Origin of the sequence: Mesorhizobium sp. LNHC221B00 (genome assembly GCF_000502935.1) — a bacterium.
GTDB lineage: Bacteria > Pseudomonadota > Alphaproteobacteria > Rhizobiales > Rhizobiaceae > Mesorhizobium > Mesorhizobium opportunistum.
This window is the reverse complement of sequence record NZ_AYWR01000016.1, coordinates 68,432-83,178: the sequence shown is the minus strand read 5'-3', so window position 1 is coordinate 83,178 and position 14,747 is coordinate 68,432. Positions and strand designations below refer to the sequence as shown.

The following is a 14,747-nucleotide window of genomic DNA, read 5'->3' as shown; positions in this document are numbered from 1 at the left end:
AAACCTCTGGTCAGTTCGCCGCCGCGGTCTGCGCGGCGCCGATGGATGCGGTGACATTGGTGACGAGCGACTTGACCGACTGGGCCGTCGCGTCGAAGACGGGAGCGGGATAGACGCCGAAGAAGATGACCAGCACCACCAACGGGTAGATGATGGCCTTCTCGCGCGGCGACAGGTCGAGCAGCCCCTTCAGGCTGTCCTTGGTCAGCGCGCCGAAGATCACCCGGCGGTAGAGCCAAAGCGCGTAGGCGGCCGACAGGATGACGCCGGTGGCGGCGAAGAACGCCACCCAGGTGTTGACCCGGAACACGCCGAGCATGGTCAGGAACTCGCCGACGAAGCCTGACGTGCCGGGCAGGCCGACATTGGCCATGGTGAAGACCATGAACACGGTTGCATATTTCGGCATGTTGTTGACGAGGCCGCCATAGGCATCGATCTCACGCGTGTGCATGCGGTCGTAGATGACGCCGACGCACAGGAACAGCGCGCCCGAAACGAGGCCGTGGCTGAGCATCTGGAAGATCGCGCCCTGCACGCCTTCCTGGTTCATGGCGAAGATGCCCATGGTGACGAAGCCCATATGGGCGACCGACGAATAGGCGATCAGCTTCTTCATGTCCTCCTGCATCAGCGCCACCAGCGAGGTGTAGATGATGGCGACGACGGAGAGCGTGAACACAAGCGGCGCGAACATCTCGGACGCCAGCGGGAACATCGGCAAAGAGAAGCGCAGGAAACCGTACCCGCCCATCTTCAGGAGGATGGCGGCCAGGATGACCGAGCCGGCCGTCGGCGCCTCGACGTGCGCGTCCGGCAGCCAGGTGTGCACCGGCCACATCGGCATCTTCACCGCGAAGGAGGCGAAGAAGGCGAGCCATAGCCATGTCTGCATGTTGGCCGGGAAGCTGTGCGTCAGAAGGGTCGGAATGTCGGTCGTGCCGGACTGATAGAACATGGCCATGATGGCGAGCAGCATCAGCACCGAGCCGGCCAGCGTGTAGAGGAAGAACTTGAACGAGGCATAGACGCGCCGCTTGCCGCCCCAGACGCCGATGATGATGAACATCGGGATCAGGCCGGCTTCGAAGAAGACGTAGAACAGCACGATGTCGAGCGCGCAGAACACGCCGATCATCAGCGTCTCGAGCAGCAGGAAGGCGATCATGTAGGCCTTGACGCGCTTCTCGATGGATTCCCAGGACGCCAGGATGCAAAGCGGCATCAGGAACGTCGTCAGGATGACGAACAGCATGGAAATGCCGTCGACGCCCATATGGTAGGAGATGCCGGAGTCGAGCCAGGCGGCCTTCTCGACGAACTGGAAGCCGGCTTGCGAATTGTCGAAGCCGGTCCAGATGAACAGCGAGATGATGAACGTGAACGTTGTCGTCAACAGCGCGATGGCGCGGATGTTGCGACGTGCGTTCTCACTGTCATCGTTGATGAACAGGATCAGCAGCACACCAACCAGCGGCAGGAAGGTGACCAGCGAGAGGATTGGCCAAGCGGTCATCAGAGCATCATCCAGGTGACGAGTGCGGCAACGCCGATCAGCATGGCGAAGGCATAATGGTAGAGGTAGCCGGTCTGCAGCTTGACGACGCGGTTGGTGACGTCGACGACGCGCGCCGAAATGCCATCCGGCCCAAGCCCGTCGATGATGGTGCCATCGCCGGTCTTCCACAGGAAATGGCCAAGGCGCTTGGCCGGCCGCACGAACAGGAAGTCGTAGAGCTCGTCGAAGTACCACTTGTTGAGCAGGAAGGCGTAGAGCCCGCGATGCTGTGCGGCCAGATTGACGGGCATTTCCGGCGAGCGGATGTAGAATTTCCAGGCCAGCGCCAGGCCGATCAGCATAGCGATGAAGGGCGACAGCTCGACCCACAGCGGCAGCTCATGGATCTCGTGCAGGATGTTGTTGTCCGGCAGCGTGAACAGCGAGGCCTTCCAGAACTCGGCATAGCCTTCGCCGATAAAGGAATTGTGGAAGATGATACCGGCAAACAGCGCGCCGGCGGCCAGGATGAACAGCGGCACCAACATCACCGGCGGCGATTCATGGACGTGGTGCATCACCTCATGGCTCGCCCGCGGCTTGCCGTGGAACGTCATGAAGATCAACCGCCAGGAGTAGAAGGAGGTGAAGCCGGCCGCGATGACCAGCAGCACGAAGGCAAAGCCGGCGACCGAATTGTGGCTGGCAAAGGCGGTCTCGATGATGGCGTCCTTGGAGAAGAAGCCGGCGGTGCCGATGACGGTCACCGGGATGCCGACGCCGGTCAGCGCCAGCGTGCCGATCACCATCATCCAGTAGGTGGTCGGGATCAGCTTTCTCAGACCACCCATCTTGCGCATGTCCTGCTCGTCGGAGACGGCATGGATGACCGAACCGGAGCCGAGGAACAGCAACGCCTTGAAGAAGGCGTGCGTGAACAGGTGGAAGATCGCGGCGCCATAGGCGCCGACGCCGAGCGCCACGAACATGTAGCCGAGCTGCGAACAGGTCGAATAGGCGATGACCCGCTTGATGTCGTTCTGGACGAGACCGACGGTCGCCGCGAAGAAGGCGGTGAAGGCGCCGATGAAGGTCACCACCGTCAGCGCCGAATGCGACAGCTCGAACAGCGGCGACAGCCGCGCCAGCATGAACACGCCGGCCGTCACCATGGTGGCGGCATGGATCAGCGCCGAGACCGGTGTCGGGCCTTCCATGGCGTCTGGCAGCCAGGTGTGCAGCGGCACTTGCGCCGACTTGCCCATGGCGCCCATGAACAGGAGCAGGCAGACGACGGTCATCGCCGCCTGCTTGTCCAGTGCATGGCCGAGGAAGGTGAGCACGGCGGCACCTTGCGGCGCGCCTTCAGCAGGAACGAAGGTCGCCGCATTGGCGAAGATGGTGCCAAGGTTGACCGAGCCGAACAGCACGAACACGCCGAAAATGCCGAGCGCGAAACCGAAATCGCCGACACGGTTGACGACGAAGGCCTTGATGGCGGCGGCATTGGCCGACGGCTTCTTGTACCAGAAGCCGATCAGAAGGTAGGACGCCAGCCCCACCCCTTCCCAGCCGAAGAACATCTGCACGAGATTGTCCGCGGTCACCAGCATCAGCATGGCAAAGGTGAACAGCGACAGGTAGGCGAAGAAGCGCGGCCGGTTCGGATCGTGGTGCATGTAGCCGATCGAATAGATGTGAACCAGCGCCGAGACGGTGTTGACCACCACCAGCATCACCACCGTCAGCGTATCGATGCGCAGCGCCCAGGATACGTCGAGGCCGCCGGACTGGATCCAGTGCAGCACCGGCACGGTGAACACCTCGCCATGGCCGAAGCCGACGCTGAAGAAGGCGACCCACGACAGCACGGCCGCAATCACCAGGAAGCCGGAGGTGATGTATTCGGACGCCTTGGCGCCGAGCGACGTGCCGAACAGGCCGACGATCAGGAAGCCGAGCAGTGGAAGGAAGACGATGGCCTGATACATGGTGGTTCCGTCAACCCTTCATCATGTTCACGTCTTCGACCGCGATCGAGCCGCGGTTGCGGAAGAAGACGACGAGAATGGCAAGTCCGATGGCGGCTTCCGCCGCTGCGACCGTCAGCACGAACAGCGCGAACACCTGGCCGACCAGATCGCCGAGCGCCGCCGAAAAGGCGACGAAGTTGATGTTGACCGCAAGCAGGATCAGCTCGACCGACATCAGGATGACGATGATGTTGCGGCGGTTCAGGAAGATGCCGAACACGCCGAGCGTGAACAGGATCGCCGATACGGTCAGATAATGTGCGATGCCGACGACCATCTCAGACTCCTTCGCCCGACTTGACCTTGCGGATTTCCATGCCGGTCGCCGGCGTGCGGCCGACCTGGGCTGCGATCGACTGCCGCTTGACCCCTTCCTTGTGGCGCAGCGTCAGCACGATGGCGCCGATCATGGCAACCAGCAGGATGAGGCCCGAAATCTGGAAGTAGTAGAGGTAGTCGGTGTAGAGGATGTCGCCGAGCGCGGCCGTGTTCGAACGCGCGGCGAGATCGGGAATCGGCTTCGATACCGTCGAGGCAAGTTGCGGCGCGAAGGTGTAGCCGCCGAGCACCACGATCAGCTCGGCCGCCAGGATCAGCCCGACCAGCGCGCCGATCGGCGCGTATTGCAGGGCGCCTTCCTTCATCTCGGCGAAGTCGACGTCGAGCATCATGACGACGAACAGGAACAGCACCATCACCGCGCCGACATAGACGACGAGCAGGATCATCGCCAGGAACTCGGCGCCGGTCAGCATGAAGAGGCCGGCGGCGTTGAAGAAGGTCAGGATCAGGAACAGCACCGAATGCACGGGGTTACGCGACGAAATGACCATGAACGCCGATGCCACCGCGACAAAGGCGAAGAGGTAGAAAAAGGCCGCCTCTAGTCCACTCAGCATTGGGGATCCCCCGGGTTCCTATCCGAAACAGGACAACCGCCCTGTTCGATTTTTGCCGCCGCCTCCGGCCGCAAGTTGCGTGTTCCTATCGCATGTTCCGATCGGGTTGAAAGGCCCGATCGACAGAAACATGCGACACTCTTCTATTCTGGAGGAAGATCTCGTTCGAAAAGTCCGAAACTTTTCGGGATCGTCCTCTGGACGAGGCCCCTCGCCCCGTCCATGCGTCGATATCAGCGGTAGGGCGAGTCCAGCGAGATGTTGCGCGCCAGTTCGCGCTCCCACCGGTCGCCATTCGCCAACAGCCTGTCCTTGTCGTAGTAGAGTTCCTCGCGCGTCTCCGTCGCGAATTCGAAATTCGGCCCCTCGACGATGGCGTCGACCGGGCAGGCTTCCTGGCAAAAGCCGCAATAGATGCACTTCACCATGTCGATGTCGTAGCGCACCGTGCGGCGCGTGCCGTCATTGCGGCGCGGGCCCGCCTCGATGGTGATCGCCTGCGCCGGGCAGATCGCCTCACACAATTTGCAGGCAATGCAGCGCTCCTCGCCGTTGGGATAGCGGCGCAACGCATGCTCGCCACGGAAGCGCGGGCTCACCGGCCCCTTCTCGTGCGGATAGTTGATCGTCTCCTTCGGCGCGAAGAACTGGCGCATAGACAGGAAGAAGGCGCTGACGAAATCCTGCAGCAGCAGCGATTTTGCAGCCTGGGACAAAGCGGACATCACGCAAACCCCGTGATCTTGAGGAAGGCGGCGGTGGCGACCACCATGAACAGCGAAATCGGCAGGAACACCTTCCAGCCCAATCGCATCAGCTGGTCGTAGCGGTAGCGCGGCACGAAGGCCTTGACCATGGAGATGCCGAAGAACACGAAACAGACTTTCAGCACGAACCAGATGACGCCGGGCACCCAGGTGAAGGGCGCGAAGTCGAAGGGAGGCAGCCAGCCGCCGAGGAACAGGATGGTGGCCAGCGCGCACATCAGCACGATGGCGACATATTCGCCGAGGAAGAACAGCAGGAACGGCGTCGACGAATATTCAACCATGTGGCCGGCGACCAACTCCGATTCGGCTTCGACCAGGTCGAAGGGCGGACGGTTCGTCTCTGCCAGCGCCGAGATGAAGAAGATGATGAACATCGGGAACAGGGCGAGCCAGTTCCAGTCGAGGAAGGTGTTGGGCAGGCCAAGCCGCGTGCCAAGCCCGCCCTGCTGCGACAGGACGATGTCGCTGAGGTTAAGCGAACCGGCGGTGAGCAGCACGGTGACGATGACGAAGCCGATCGAGACCTCGTAGGACACCATCTGGGCCGCCGAGCGCAGCGCGCCGAGGAACGGATATTTCGAGTTCGACGCCCAGCCGCCCATGATCACGCCATAGACCTCGAGCGAGGAGATGGCGAAAACATAGAGGATGCCGACATTGACGTTGGCGATCGCCCAGCCCTGGCTGACGGGAATGACCGCCCAGGCCGAGATCGCCAGCACCGCCGACACCAGCGGCGCCAGCAGGAACACGCCCTTGTTGGCGCCTGACGGGATGACCGGTTCCTTGAAGACGAACTTCAACAGATCTGCGAAGGCCTGCAGCGTGCCCCAGGGGCCAACGACGTTCGGGCCACGGCGCAGTTGCACCGCCGCCCAGATCTTGCGGTCGGCGTAGAGGATGTAGGCGACGAAGATCAGCAGCACGACGATCAGCACCACTGATTTCAGCAGGATCAGCAGCGCCGGCAGCACGTAGAAGGAGAAGAAGGTGTCCATGCTTATTCCGCCGCCTGCTTGAAGCCGCTCTTGGCCAGTGCCGAGCATTCCGCCATCACGGCGGACGCCCGCGCGATCGGGTTGGTCAGGTAGAAATCCTTGACCGGCGAGGTGAAGGTGCCCTTGTTCAGCCGCCCGCCGAGCTTCGCCACCCCGGCGATATCCTCGGCATTGCCGGCCGCGACCTGGTCGATGCGGGCCAGATGCGGGTATTCGCCATAAAGCTTGGCGCGCAGTTGCGGCAGCGAATCGAACGGCAGCTTCTTGCCCAGCACGTCCGACAGCGCCCGCAGGATCGCCCAGTCCTCGCGCGCATCGCCCGGTGCGAAGCCGGCGCGGTTGGTCTGCTGCACGCGCCCTTCCGTGTTGACATAGGTGACCGACTTTTCGGTGTAGGCGGCCGCAGGCAGGATGACATTGGCGCGGTGCGCGCCGGCGTCGCCATGGGTGCCGATATAGACGACGAAGGCGCCGCCGGTCTTGCCCATGTCGATCTCGTCGGCGCCGAGAAGGAACAGCACGTCCGTTTCGCCGAGCATGCCGGCGACGTTCTTGCCGCCCTCGCCCGGCACGAAGCCGAGATCCAGGCCGCCAACGCGCGCCGCCGCGTTGTGCAGCACGGCAAAGCCGTTCCAGTCGGCCCGTGCGGCGTTCACCGCGGCGGCGAGCTTGGCCGCCTGGCCGAGCACGGCAGCGCCGTCCGCGCGTGCCAATGCGCCCTGGCCGATGATGATCAGCGGGTGCGTCGCCTTCTTCAGCGTCTGGAAGAACTTGCCGTTGCCGTCGGCCAGATCCTTCAGCGAATCCGGACCGGCACCAAGCAGTTCATACTCGTAGCGGGTGTCGCCGACATCGCCGATGACGCCGACCGGCAGATTGCCGGCCCGCCAGCGCTTGCGAATGCGGGCGTTGAGCACCGAGGCCTCGAAGCGCGGATTGGCGCCGATGATCAGCACCGCGTCGGCCTGCTCGATGCCTTCGATGGTCGGGTTGAAGATGTAGCTGGCACGGCCGAGCGCCGGGTCGAGCGCGGCGCCATCCTGGCGGCAATCGGTATTCCTGGAGCCGAGCGAAGCCATCAGCAGCTTCAGCGCGTAGATTTCCTCGACCGCGGCCAGATCGCCGGCGATGGCGCCGATCTTCTCGGACGTCGTCTTCGACACCGCGTCCTTGATCGCGGCGAACGCGTCCGCCCAGCTTGCCGGAACCAGCTTTCCGTCTTTGCGGACATAGGGGCGGTCGAGGCGCTGCGTGCGCAGGCCGTCCCAGATGAAGCGGGTCTTGTCGGAGATCCACTCCTCGTTCACCTGCTCGTTGACGCGCGGCAGGATGCGCATCACCTCGCGGCCACGGCTATCGACGCGGATCGCCGAGCCGACGGCATCCATGACGTCGACGGATTCAGTCTTGGTCAGCTCCCACGGCCGCGCCTGGAAGGCGAACGGCTTGGAAGTCAGCGCGCCGACCGGGCAGAGATCGATGACATTGCCCTGCAGTTCCGATGTCATCGCGCTTTCGAGATAGGTGGTGATCTCGGCGTCCTCGCCACGGCCGATCAGGCCGAGTTCGGAAATGCCGGCGACCTCGGTGGTGAAGCGGACGCAGCGCGTGCAGTGGATGCAGCGGTTCATCACCGTCTTGACCAGCGGGCCGATATATTTGTCTTCGACCGCGCGTTTGTTCTCGTGATAGCGCGAGGAATCGACGCCGAAGGCCATCGCCTGGTCCTGCAGGTCGCATTCACCGCCCTGGTCGCAGATCGGGCAGTCGAGCGGATGGTTGATCAGCAGGAATTCCATCACGCCTTCCCGGGCCTTCTTGACCATCGGCGTGTTGGTGAAGATCTCCGGCGGCTCGCCATTGGGCCCCGGGCGCAGGTCGCGCACGCCCATGGCGCAGGAGGCCTGCGGCTTGGGCGGCCCGCCCTTGACCTCGATCAGGCACATACGGCAGTTGCCTGCGATCGACAGCCGCTCATGGAAGCAGAAGCGCGGCACTTCCGCGCCCGCGTCTTCCGCCGCCTGCAGCAGCGTATAGTGGTCGGGTACAGTGATCTCTTTCCCGTCGACCTTGAGCTTTGCCATTCGCCTCAAACCCCTGCGGATTTCCCGCAATCTAATTTCCCGGGCGCGACAGACGCAGCGCCCGACATTTCATTCACTTCTTCGCGGACAGCGCAGTTGCCTGGGCAGTCCAATCGTCGCGGCCGATGCGGCCGTTGAACGACAGATAGTCGTCGACCCAGGCGATCTCCTGCGGCGACCAGGCCGCGATCTGGGCATATGTCCAGATGCCGAGCCCGTTCAGAACTTTCTCGAGCTTCGGACCGATGCCCGATATCGCTTTCAAATCCGACGGCTTCGCCGGCTTGTCCATGGCCTTGGGCTGGCGGAAATCCTCGGGCAACAATGCGTCGGGGACGTCGCCCGTTGCCGGGCCGGCACTGGCCACCGGCGCTGTGGTGGCGGCTTCCTTGGCGGCAATGTCGGTGACTTCCTGCGCGAAGGACTGCGCCTCGGCAATCATGGTCTTCGCCGTCGCCCGCGCCTTGGTGGACGAAGAATTCGCGTCCTCGAATTGCTCTACGCGCGTCTCGAAATCCTCGATCAGCGGCTGCATGAGGCGTTGGGATGCCTCGGCGGCTCCCGAAAGCGCGCCCAGCCAGACGCCGAACGCGTGGTTGGCGAGCCCGAGGCTCAAGGCCGACATTGCAGCGGCACCCGCGACAGGGTGCGCGAAAAGGTTGACGGCACTGGCCATCTCCTTCGGCATCACCCTGGTCAGGTCCTGGTTCATCTTCTCGATCTGGTCCAAATTGGGCATCAATGAGTACGAATACGGCGCCATAGAAAGTTCTCCTGGTCGTTTCTTCGTTCGCCCCGCCCCGTTCGTCTCGTCCCGGGCTTTCGCCCGAAATCACAAATTCTATTCCGCCGCCACCATCACCGGTTCGGCCCGGTGCGCATTGCGCGAAAACTCGTCGATGCGGCGCTCTACCTCGCCGCGGAAATGCCGCATCAGGCCCTGGATCGGCCACGCCGCCGCGTCGCCCAGCGCGCAGATCGTGTGGCCCTCGACCTGCTTGGTGACGTCGAGCAGCATATCGATCTCGCGCTTCTGCGCCTCGCCGCGCACCAGCCGCTCCATCACCCGCCACATCCAGCCGGTGCCTTCGCGGCACGGCGTGCACTGGCCGCAGCTCTCATGCTTGTAGAAATAGGACAACCGCGCGATCGCTTTCACCACATCGGTCGACTTGTCCATGACGATGACGGCCGCCGTGCCGAGACCGGACTTCAGGTCGCGCAGCGCGTCGAAATCCATCGGCGTGTCGATGATCTGCTCGGCCGGCACCAGCGGCACCGAGGCGCCGCCCGGGATGACCGCCAAGAGATTGTCCCAGCCGCCGCGAATACCGCCGCAATGCGTCTCGATCAGCTCGCGGAACGGGATCGACATCGCCTCTTCGACGGTGCACGGATTGTTGACGTGGCCGGAGATGCAGAACAGCTTGGTGCCGACATTGTTGGGCCGGCCGAAGGACGAGAACCAGGCCGCGCCGCGGCGCAGGATGGTCGGCGCCACGGCGATCGACTCGACATTGTTGACGGTCGTCGGACAGCCATAGAGGCCGACATTGGCGGGGAATGGCGGCTTCAGCCTGGGCTGGCCCTTCTTGCCTTCGAGGCTTTCGAGGAGCGCTGTCTCCTCGCCGCAGATATAGGCGCCGGCGCCGTGATGCATGTAGATGTCGAAATCGTAACCGGACGTGTTGTTCTTGCCGATCAGCTTGGCCTCATAGGCCTCGTCGATGGCGCGCTGCAGCGCCTCGCGCTCGCGGATGAACTCGCCGCGCACATAGATGTAGGCGGCGACCGCTCCCATGGCGAAGCCGGCGATGAAGGAGCCCTCGACCAGCGTGTGCGGATCGTTGCGCAAGATGTCTCGGTCCTTGCAGGTGCCGGGCTCGGATTCGTCGGCATTGACGACGAGGTAGCTCGGCCGGCCGTCGCTCTGCTTGGGCATGAACGACCATTTCAAGCCGGTCGGGAAGCCGGCGCCGCCACGGCCGCGCAGGCCCGACGCCTTCATCTCGTTGACGATCCACTCGCGCCCCTTGGCGATGATGCCGGGCGTGTTGTCCCAGGCGCCGCGCGCCATCGCGCCGGCCAGCGACTTGTCGAACAGGCCGTAGATGTTATTGAAGATGCGGTCTTTGTCCTGAAGCATTTTTCGTCCCTCAGACCGGCTTCTTGCCGAAAACGCGGATGTATTCGGCGACACCGCCCTTGGCGAGCGCCTTGGCCTGCTTGACCCAGTCGTCGCGGTCGATGCGACCTTGGAAGGAAAGATAGCCGTCGACCCACTCGCGCTCGGCCTTCTTCCACGACGCGACCTGCGCGAAGGTGAAGATGCCCAGCGTATGCAGGATGCCTTCGATCTTGGGGCCGACGCCGGAGATCAGCTTGAGGTCGTCGACCGCGGCCGGCCTGTCGATGCCGGCCGGACGGTTCTTGTCCTCAAGCGATGGCTTTGCCGGCTTTGCCATGGGCACCTTGGCCTCCGGAGCCTTGAAGGCGGTGGCCGGCGCGGCCTTGGCGATCGGACCGCTGCGCTGCTTGGAAACCTTCTCGACCTCGGGGGCCGCCTTGTTGGCATTGACGGCCGAATGCCGCGGCGCCGAAACGCTCGCCGCCTTCTCCGCCGCCGGCGCCACCTTGGTCTTCGAGGGTGTCTTCAATGCCGGGCTGGTCTCGGCCGCATCGGTCTTCGGCTTGCTGGCATTGGACGGCGCGACAGGGGCAGTGGCGGGTGCCGGAACCGGCGCCGCGATGATCGCGTCGGGCGCCGCCTTGGCGGCCTTGGCTGCTTCCTTGGCTTCCCGGTCACGGGTCGACTTGAGAATCGCCTTTTCGCTCTTCAGCGTGGTGAGGCCAGAGGCCGGCTCCGAGCCGGTGCGGCCGTTCTGCGGTCCCGGCGCCACCGAGGCGCCCTTGCCCGCGTCATAGAGATCAATGATTTCGGCCAGCCTCTCGGGTGTCAGGTCCTCAAACGTGTCCTTGAAGACCATGACCATCGGCGCGTTGACGCAGGCGCCGAGGCACTCGACCTCCTCCCACGACAAGGTGCCCTTGTCGTTTGTGTGGAACTGGTCGTGATGGATTTTCGAGCGGCAGACATCCATCAGCGCTTCCGAGCCGCGCAGCATGCAGGGCGTGGTGCCGCAGACCTGGATGTGCGCGCGCGTACCGACGGGATTGAGCTGGTATTGCGTGTAGAAGGTCGCGACCTCGAGCCCGCGGATACGCGGCATGCCGAGCATGTCCGAAATCGTCTCGATCGCCGCCTTGGTGACCCAGCCTTCCTGCTCCTGGGCTATCATCAGAAGCGGGATGATCGCCGACTGCTCGCGGCCCTTGGGGTATTTCTTGATCCATTGCTTCGCCGCGGCCGCGTTCGCCCGGTTGAAGGCGAAGGAGGCTGGCTGGACGCTTGCTTCAGCGAGACGGCGGACTGACATTTAGCGATCGACCTCACCAAACACGATGTCGAGGGAGCCAAGAACGGCGGTGACGTCGGCCAGCATGTGGCCGCGGCACAGGAAATCCATGGCCTGCAGATGCGCGAAACCAGGTGCGCGCAGCTTGCAGCGGTAGGGCTTGTTGGTGCCGTCGGAGACCAGGTAGACGCCGAACTCGCCTTTCGGCGCCTCGACGGCCGCATAGACCTCGCCGGCCGGCACGCGATAGCCCTCGGTGTAGAGCTTGAAGTGGTGGATGAGCGCTTCCATCGAGCGCTTCATCGCCTGGCGCTTCGGCGGCACCACCTTGCCGTCGAGGTTCGACACCGGTCCGGTGCTTTCCTTGCCGAGCAGGAGATCGACACACTGGCGCATGATCTTCGCGGACTGCCGCATCTCTTCCATGCGCACCAGGTAACGGTCGAAGCAGTCGCCGTTCTTGCCGATCGGAATGTCGAAATCCATTTCCGAATAGCATTCATAAGGTTGCGACTTGCGCAGGTCCCAAGGCGAGCCCGAGCCGCGCACCATGACGCCCGAAAAGCCCCAGGCCCAGGCATCGGCCAGCGAAACAATGCCGATATCGACATTGCGCTGCTTGAAGATGCGGTTGCCGGTGAGCAGCTTGTCGAGATCGTCGAGCGACTTCAGGAACGGATCGATCCATTTGCCGATGTCCTCGACCAGATGGCGCGGCAGGTCCTGGTGGACGCCGCCGGGACGGAAATAGGCGGCATGCATGCGCGAGCCGGAGGCGCGCTCATAGAACACCATCAGCTTTTCGCGCTCGACGAAGCCCCACAGCGGCGGTGTCAGCGCGCCGACGTCCATCGCCTGCGTCGTCACATTGAGGATATGCGACATGATGCGGCCGATTTCGCAGTAGAGCACGCGGATCAACTGGCCGCGCCTTGGCACCTCGATGCCGAGCAGGCGCTCGGCGGCCAGCGCAAAGGCATGCTCCTGGTTCATCGGCGCGCAATAGTCGAGCCGGTCGAGATAAGGCACCGCCTGCAGATAGGTCTTGGCCTCGATCAGCTTTTCCGTGCCACGATGCAGGAGCCCGATATGCGGATCGACGCGGTCGACGACTTCGCCGTCGAGCTCCAGCACGAGGCGCAAAACGCCGTGCGCCGCAGGGTGTTGCGGGCCAAAATTGATGTTGAAGTTACGGACGGAGGTTTCAGCCATTTACTGCTTTGCCTTCTCGTCACCCGGCAGCACGTAGTCCGTACCTTCCCACGGGGACAAAAAATCGAAATTGCGGAATTCCTGCTTTAGCTCGACCGGCTCGTAGATGACGCGCTTGGCTTCGTCGTCGTAGCGCACTTCGACAAAACCGGTCAGCGGGAAATCCTTGCGCAACGGATGGCCTTCGAAGCCGTAGTCGGTCAACAGGCGGCGCAGATCGGGATGGCCCGAGAACAGCACGCCATAGAGATCGTAGGTCTCGCGCTCGAACCAGTCGGCGCCAGGAAAGACGCCGGTGATCGACGGCACCATCGTTTCCTCGTCGGCCTGCACCTTGACGCGGATGCGGACATTCTGCCTCGGCGACAACAGGTGATAGACGACGTCGAAGCGCTTGGCCCGCGACGGATAATCGGCGCCGCAGACATCGATGATCGAGATGAACTGGCAGCGCGGGTCGTCGCGCAGGAAGGTCACCACCTCGACCAGGTTTTGCGGCTCGACATGGACGGTGAGTTCGCCATAGGCGAGCACCGCGTCACTGAAGCGGCCAGGCAGCTTCTCGCCGAGATAGGTCGACAGTTCGCTAAGGGATGCGGCCATGGATTTACCGTTCGATCGTGCCGGTGCGGCGGATCTTCTTCTGCAGCAGAAGAATGCCGTAGAGCAGGGCTTCGGCGCTCGGCGGGCAGCCGGGCACATAGATGTCCACCGGCACGACACGGTCGCAGCCGCGCACCACCGAATAGGAATAGTGGTAGTAGCCGCCGCCATTGGCGCACGAGCCCATCGATATGACGTAGCGTGGCTCCGGCATCTGGTCGTAGACCTTGCGCAGCGCCGGCGCCATCTTGTTGGTCAGCGTGCCGGCGACGATCATGATGTCGGACTGGCGCGGAGACGCGCGCGGCGCGACGCCGAACCGCTCCGAGTCATAACGCGGCATCGAGGTATGGATCATCTCGACCGCGCAGCACGCCAGACCGAAGGTCATGAACATCAGCGAGCCGCTGCGCGCCCAGGTGATCAGCGCCTCGGTCGAGGTGACCAGGAAACCCTTGTCGGCAAGCTCGTTGTTGATTTCGAGGAAGAAGGGATCGTCCTGCCCCACCGGCTTGCCGGTGTTGGGATCGATGATACCCTTCTTGGGCTTCGGCGCGACGAGGGTGCCTGAACTGTCGTTCAATCCCATTCCAGCGCTCCTTTTTTCCATTCATAGGCAAAGCCGATGGTCAGCACTGCCAAAAACACCATCATCGACCAGAAGCCGAGCATGCCGATCTTCGAGAAGGACACCGCCCAGGGAAACAGGAAGGCCACTTCCAGGTCGAAGATGATGAACAGGATCGACACCAGGTAGAAGCGGATGTCGAATTTCATGCGGGCATCGTCGAACGAGTTGAAACCGCACTCGTAGGCGGAAAGCTTTTCGGGATCGGGGTTGCGGTACGCCACCAGGAACGGTGCGGCCAGCAGTGCCAGGCCGACAACCAGCGCCACGCCGATGAACAGGACGATGGGCAGGTACGAACTGAGAAGTGCGTTCATGCAGCGGCTTTCCGTTGGCGCCAATCCATTTTGATTACAGCACCGGACCTTAATGCGGAAGCGTGACAGTTTAACCGCTGAACCGTTTTAAGGGGCCTATGCTGCAACGCGGCGAGGGTTAGCGCAGCACTTCCAGCGAAGCAAGTCAAACCTTGTTCAAAAGGCGGTGCTGGACGGCATATACGGAGAAACTGGTCCGATACGCTCCCGTTTGATTTCCTTCGCTTTTTACTCCACTTTTCTCTCCTGACATGGATGCCGCCAAAACCCTGCTAGGATGGGCAGGAAT

General features: G+C 63.0%; 14 protein-coding genes. All 14 read right to left on the bottom strand.

The window, feature by feature from the left end:
* Positions 1-10 precede the first annotated feature (10 nt).
* Positions 11-1,516: an NADH-quinone oxidoreductase subunit M gene (locus X741_RS146075; protein WP_023779181.1), complete on the bottom strand. Its 1,506-nt coding sequence runs from the start codon at positions 1,514-1,516 to the stop codon at positions 11-13.
* Positions 1,516-3,489 carry an NADH-quinone oxidoreductase subunit L gene (nuoL, locus tag X741_RS146080; protein ID WP_023779180.1) on the bottom strand — a complete coding sequence of 658 codons (1,974 nt, stop codon included), beginning with the start codon at positions 3,487-3,489 and terminating at the stop codon, positions 1,516-1,518. The genes X741_RS146075 and nuoL overlap by 1 nt, the downstream gene beginning before the upstream one ends.
* Positions 3,490-3,499: 10 nt before the next feature.
* Complete coding sequence (gene nuoK, locus X741_RS146085) at positions 3,500-3,808, bottom strand: NADH-quinone oxidoreductase subunit NuoK (protein ID WP_013894819.1); 309 nt, start codon at positions 3,806-3,808, stop codon at positions 3,500-3,502.
* 1 nt (position 3,809) lies between these two features.
* Positions 3,810-4,430 (bottom strand): NADH-quinone oxidoreductase subunit J, encoded by a 621-nt coding sequence (locus tag X741_RS146090; RefSeq protein ID WP_023763317.1) that lies wholly within the window; start codon positions 4,428-4,430, stop codon positions 3,810-3,812.
* Positions 4,431-4,663: 233 nt separating this feature from the next.
* Positions 4,664-5,155 carry an NADH-quinone oxidoreductase subunit NuoI gene (gene nuoI / locus X741_RS146095; RefSeq protein WP_023763316.1) on the bottom strand — a complete coding sequence of 164 codons (492 nt, stop codon included), beginning with the start codon at positions 5,153-5,155 and terminating at the stop codon, positions 4,664-4,666.
* Complete coding sequence (gene nuoH, locus X741_RS146100; protein WP_023763315.1) at positions 5,155-6,198, bottom strand: NADH-quinone oxidoreductase subunit NuoH; 1,044 nt, start codon at positions 6,196-6,198, stop codon at positions 5,155-5,157. Before nuoH ends, nuoI begins: the two co-directional genes overlap by 1 nt.
* A gap of 2 nt (positions 6,199-6,200) precedes the next feature.
* Positions 6,201-8,282, bottom strand: coding sequence for an NADH-quinone oxidoreductase subunit NuoG (gene nuoG / locus X741_RS146105; protein ID WP_023779179.1), 2,082 nt, complete (start codon positions 8,280-8,282; stop codon positions 6,201-6,203).
* Positions 8,283-8,355: 73 nt separating this feature from the next.
* Entirely contained in the window at positions 8,356-9,045 is a 690-nt protein-coding gene (locus tag X741_RS146110) for an NADH-ubiquinone dehydrogenase subunit (protein ID WP_023779178.1), read from the bottom strand.
* 78 nt (positions 9,046-9,123) lie between these two features.
* A complete protein-coding gene (gene nuoF, locus X741_RS146115) occupies positions 9,124-10,428 on the bottom strand; it encodes an NADH-quinone oxidoreductase subunit NuoF (protein ID WP_013894812.1) in 1,305 nt (434 codons plus the stop codon).
* A gap of 10 nt (positions 10,429-10,438) precedes the next feature.
* The gene (locus X741_RS146120; RefSeq protein WP_023779177.1) at positions 10,439-11,719 is read right to left on the bottom strand and encodes an NADH-quinone oxidoreductase subunit E; all 1,281 of its coding nucleotides are present in this window, start codon (positions 11,717-11,719) and stop codon (positions 10,439-10,441) included.
* Entirely contained in the window at positions 11,720-12,910 is a 1,191-nt protein-coding gene (locus X741_RS146125) for an NADH-quinone oxidoreductase subunit D (protein ID WP_023779176.1), read from the bottom strand. It lies immediately after the preceding gene.
* On the bottom strand, positions 12,911-13,513 hold the full coding sequence (locus X741_RS146130) for an NADH-quinone oxidoreductase subunit C (protein ID WP_023763311.1): 603 nt from the start codon (positions 13,511-13,513) through the stop codon (positions 12,911-12,913).
* A gap of 4 nt (positions 13,514-13,517) precedes the next feature.
* On the bottom strand, positions 13,518-14,102 hold the full coding sequence (locus tag X741_RS146135) for an NADH-quinone oxidoreductase subunit B (protein WP_023779175.1): 585 nt from the start codon (positions 14,100-14,102) through the stop codon (positions 13,518-13,520).
* Entirely contained in the window at positions 14,093-14,458 is a 366-nt protein-coding gene (locus X741_RS146140) for an NADH-quinone oxidoreductase subunit A (RefSeq protein WP_010910112.1), read from the bottom strand. The genes X741_RS146135 and X741_RS146140 overlap by 10 nt, the downstream gene beginning before the upstream one ends.
* Between the last annotated feature and the right edge of the window lie 289 nt (positions 14,459-14,747).

Bases quoted from the DNA above. Each gene is read 5' to 3' on its own strand.
- X741_RS146075 (WP_023779181.1), bottom strand. From the start codon at position 1,516: ATGACCGCTTGGCCAATCCTCTCGCTGGTCACCTTCCTGCCGCTGGTT.
- nuoL (WP_023779180.1), bottom strand. From the start codon at position 3,489: ATGTATCAGGCCATCGTCTTCCTTCCACTGCTCGGCTTCCTGATCGTC.
- nuoK (WP_013894819.1), bottom strand. From the start codon at position 3,808: ATGGTCGTCGGCATCGCACATTATCTGACCGTATCGGCGATCCTGTTC.
- X741_RS146090 (WP_023763317.1), bottom strand. From the start codon at position 4,430: ATGCTGAGTGGACTAGAGGCGGCCTTTTTCTACCTCTTCGCCTTTGTC.
- nuoI (WP_023763316.1), bottom strand. From the start codon at position 5,155: ATGTCCGCTTTGTCCCAGGCTGCAAAATCGCTGCTGCTGCAGGATTTC.
- nuoH (WP_023763315.1), bottom strand. From the start codon at position 6,198: ATGGACACCTTCTTCTCCTTCTACGTGCTGCCGGCGCTGCTGATCCTG.
- nuoG (WP_023779179.1), bottom strand. From the start codon at position 8,282: ATGGCAAAGCTCAAGGTCGACGGGAAAGAGATCACTGTACCCGACCAC.
- X741_RS146110 (WP_023779178.1), bottom strand. From the start codon at position 9,045: ATGGCGCCGTATTCGTACTCATTGATGCCCAATTTGGACCAGATCGAG.
- nuoF (WP_013894812.1), bottom strand. From the start codon at position 10,428: ATGCTTCAGGACAAAGACCGCATCTTCAATAACATCTACGGCCTGTTC.
- X741_RS146120 (WP_023779177.1), bottom strand. From the start codon at position 11,719: ATGTCAGTCCGCCGTCTCGCTGAAGCAAGCGTCCAGCCAGCCTCCTTC.
- X741_RS146125 (WP_023779176.1), bottom strand. From the start codon at position 12,910: ATGGCTGAAACCTCCGTCCGTAACTTCAACATCAATTTTGGCCCGCAA.
- X741_RS146130 (WP_023763311.1), bottom strand. From the start codon at position 13,513: ATGGCCGCATCCCTTAGCGAACTGTCGACCTATCTCGGCGAGAAGCTG.
- X741_RS146135 (WP_023779175.1), bottom strand. From the start codon at position 14,102: ATGGGATTGAACGACAGTTCAGGCACCCTCGTCGCGCCGAAGCCCAAG.
- X741_RS146140 (WP_010910112.1), bottom strand. From the start codon at position 14,458: ATGAACGCACTTCTCAGTTCGTACCTGCCCATCGTCCTGTTCATCGGC.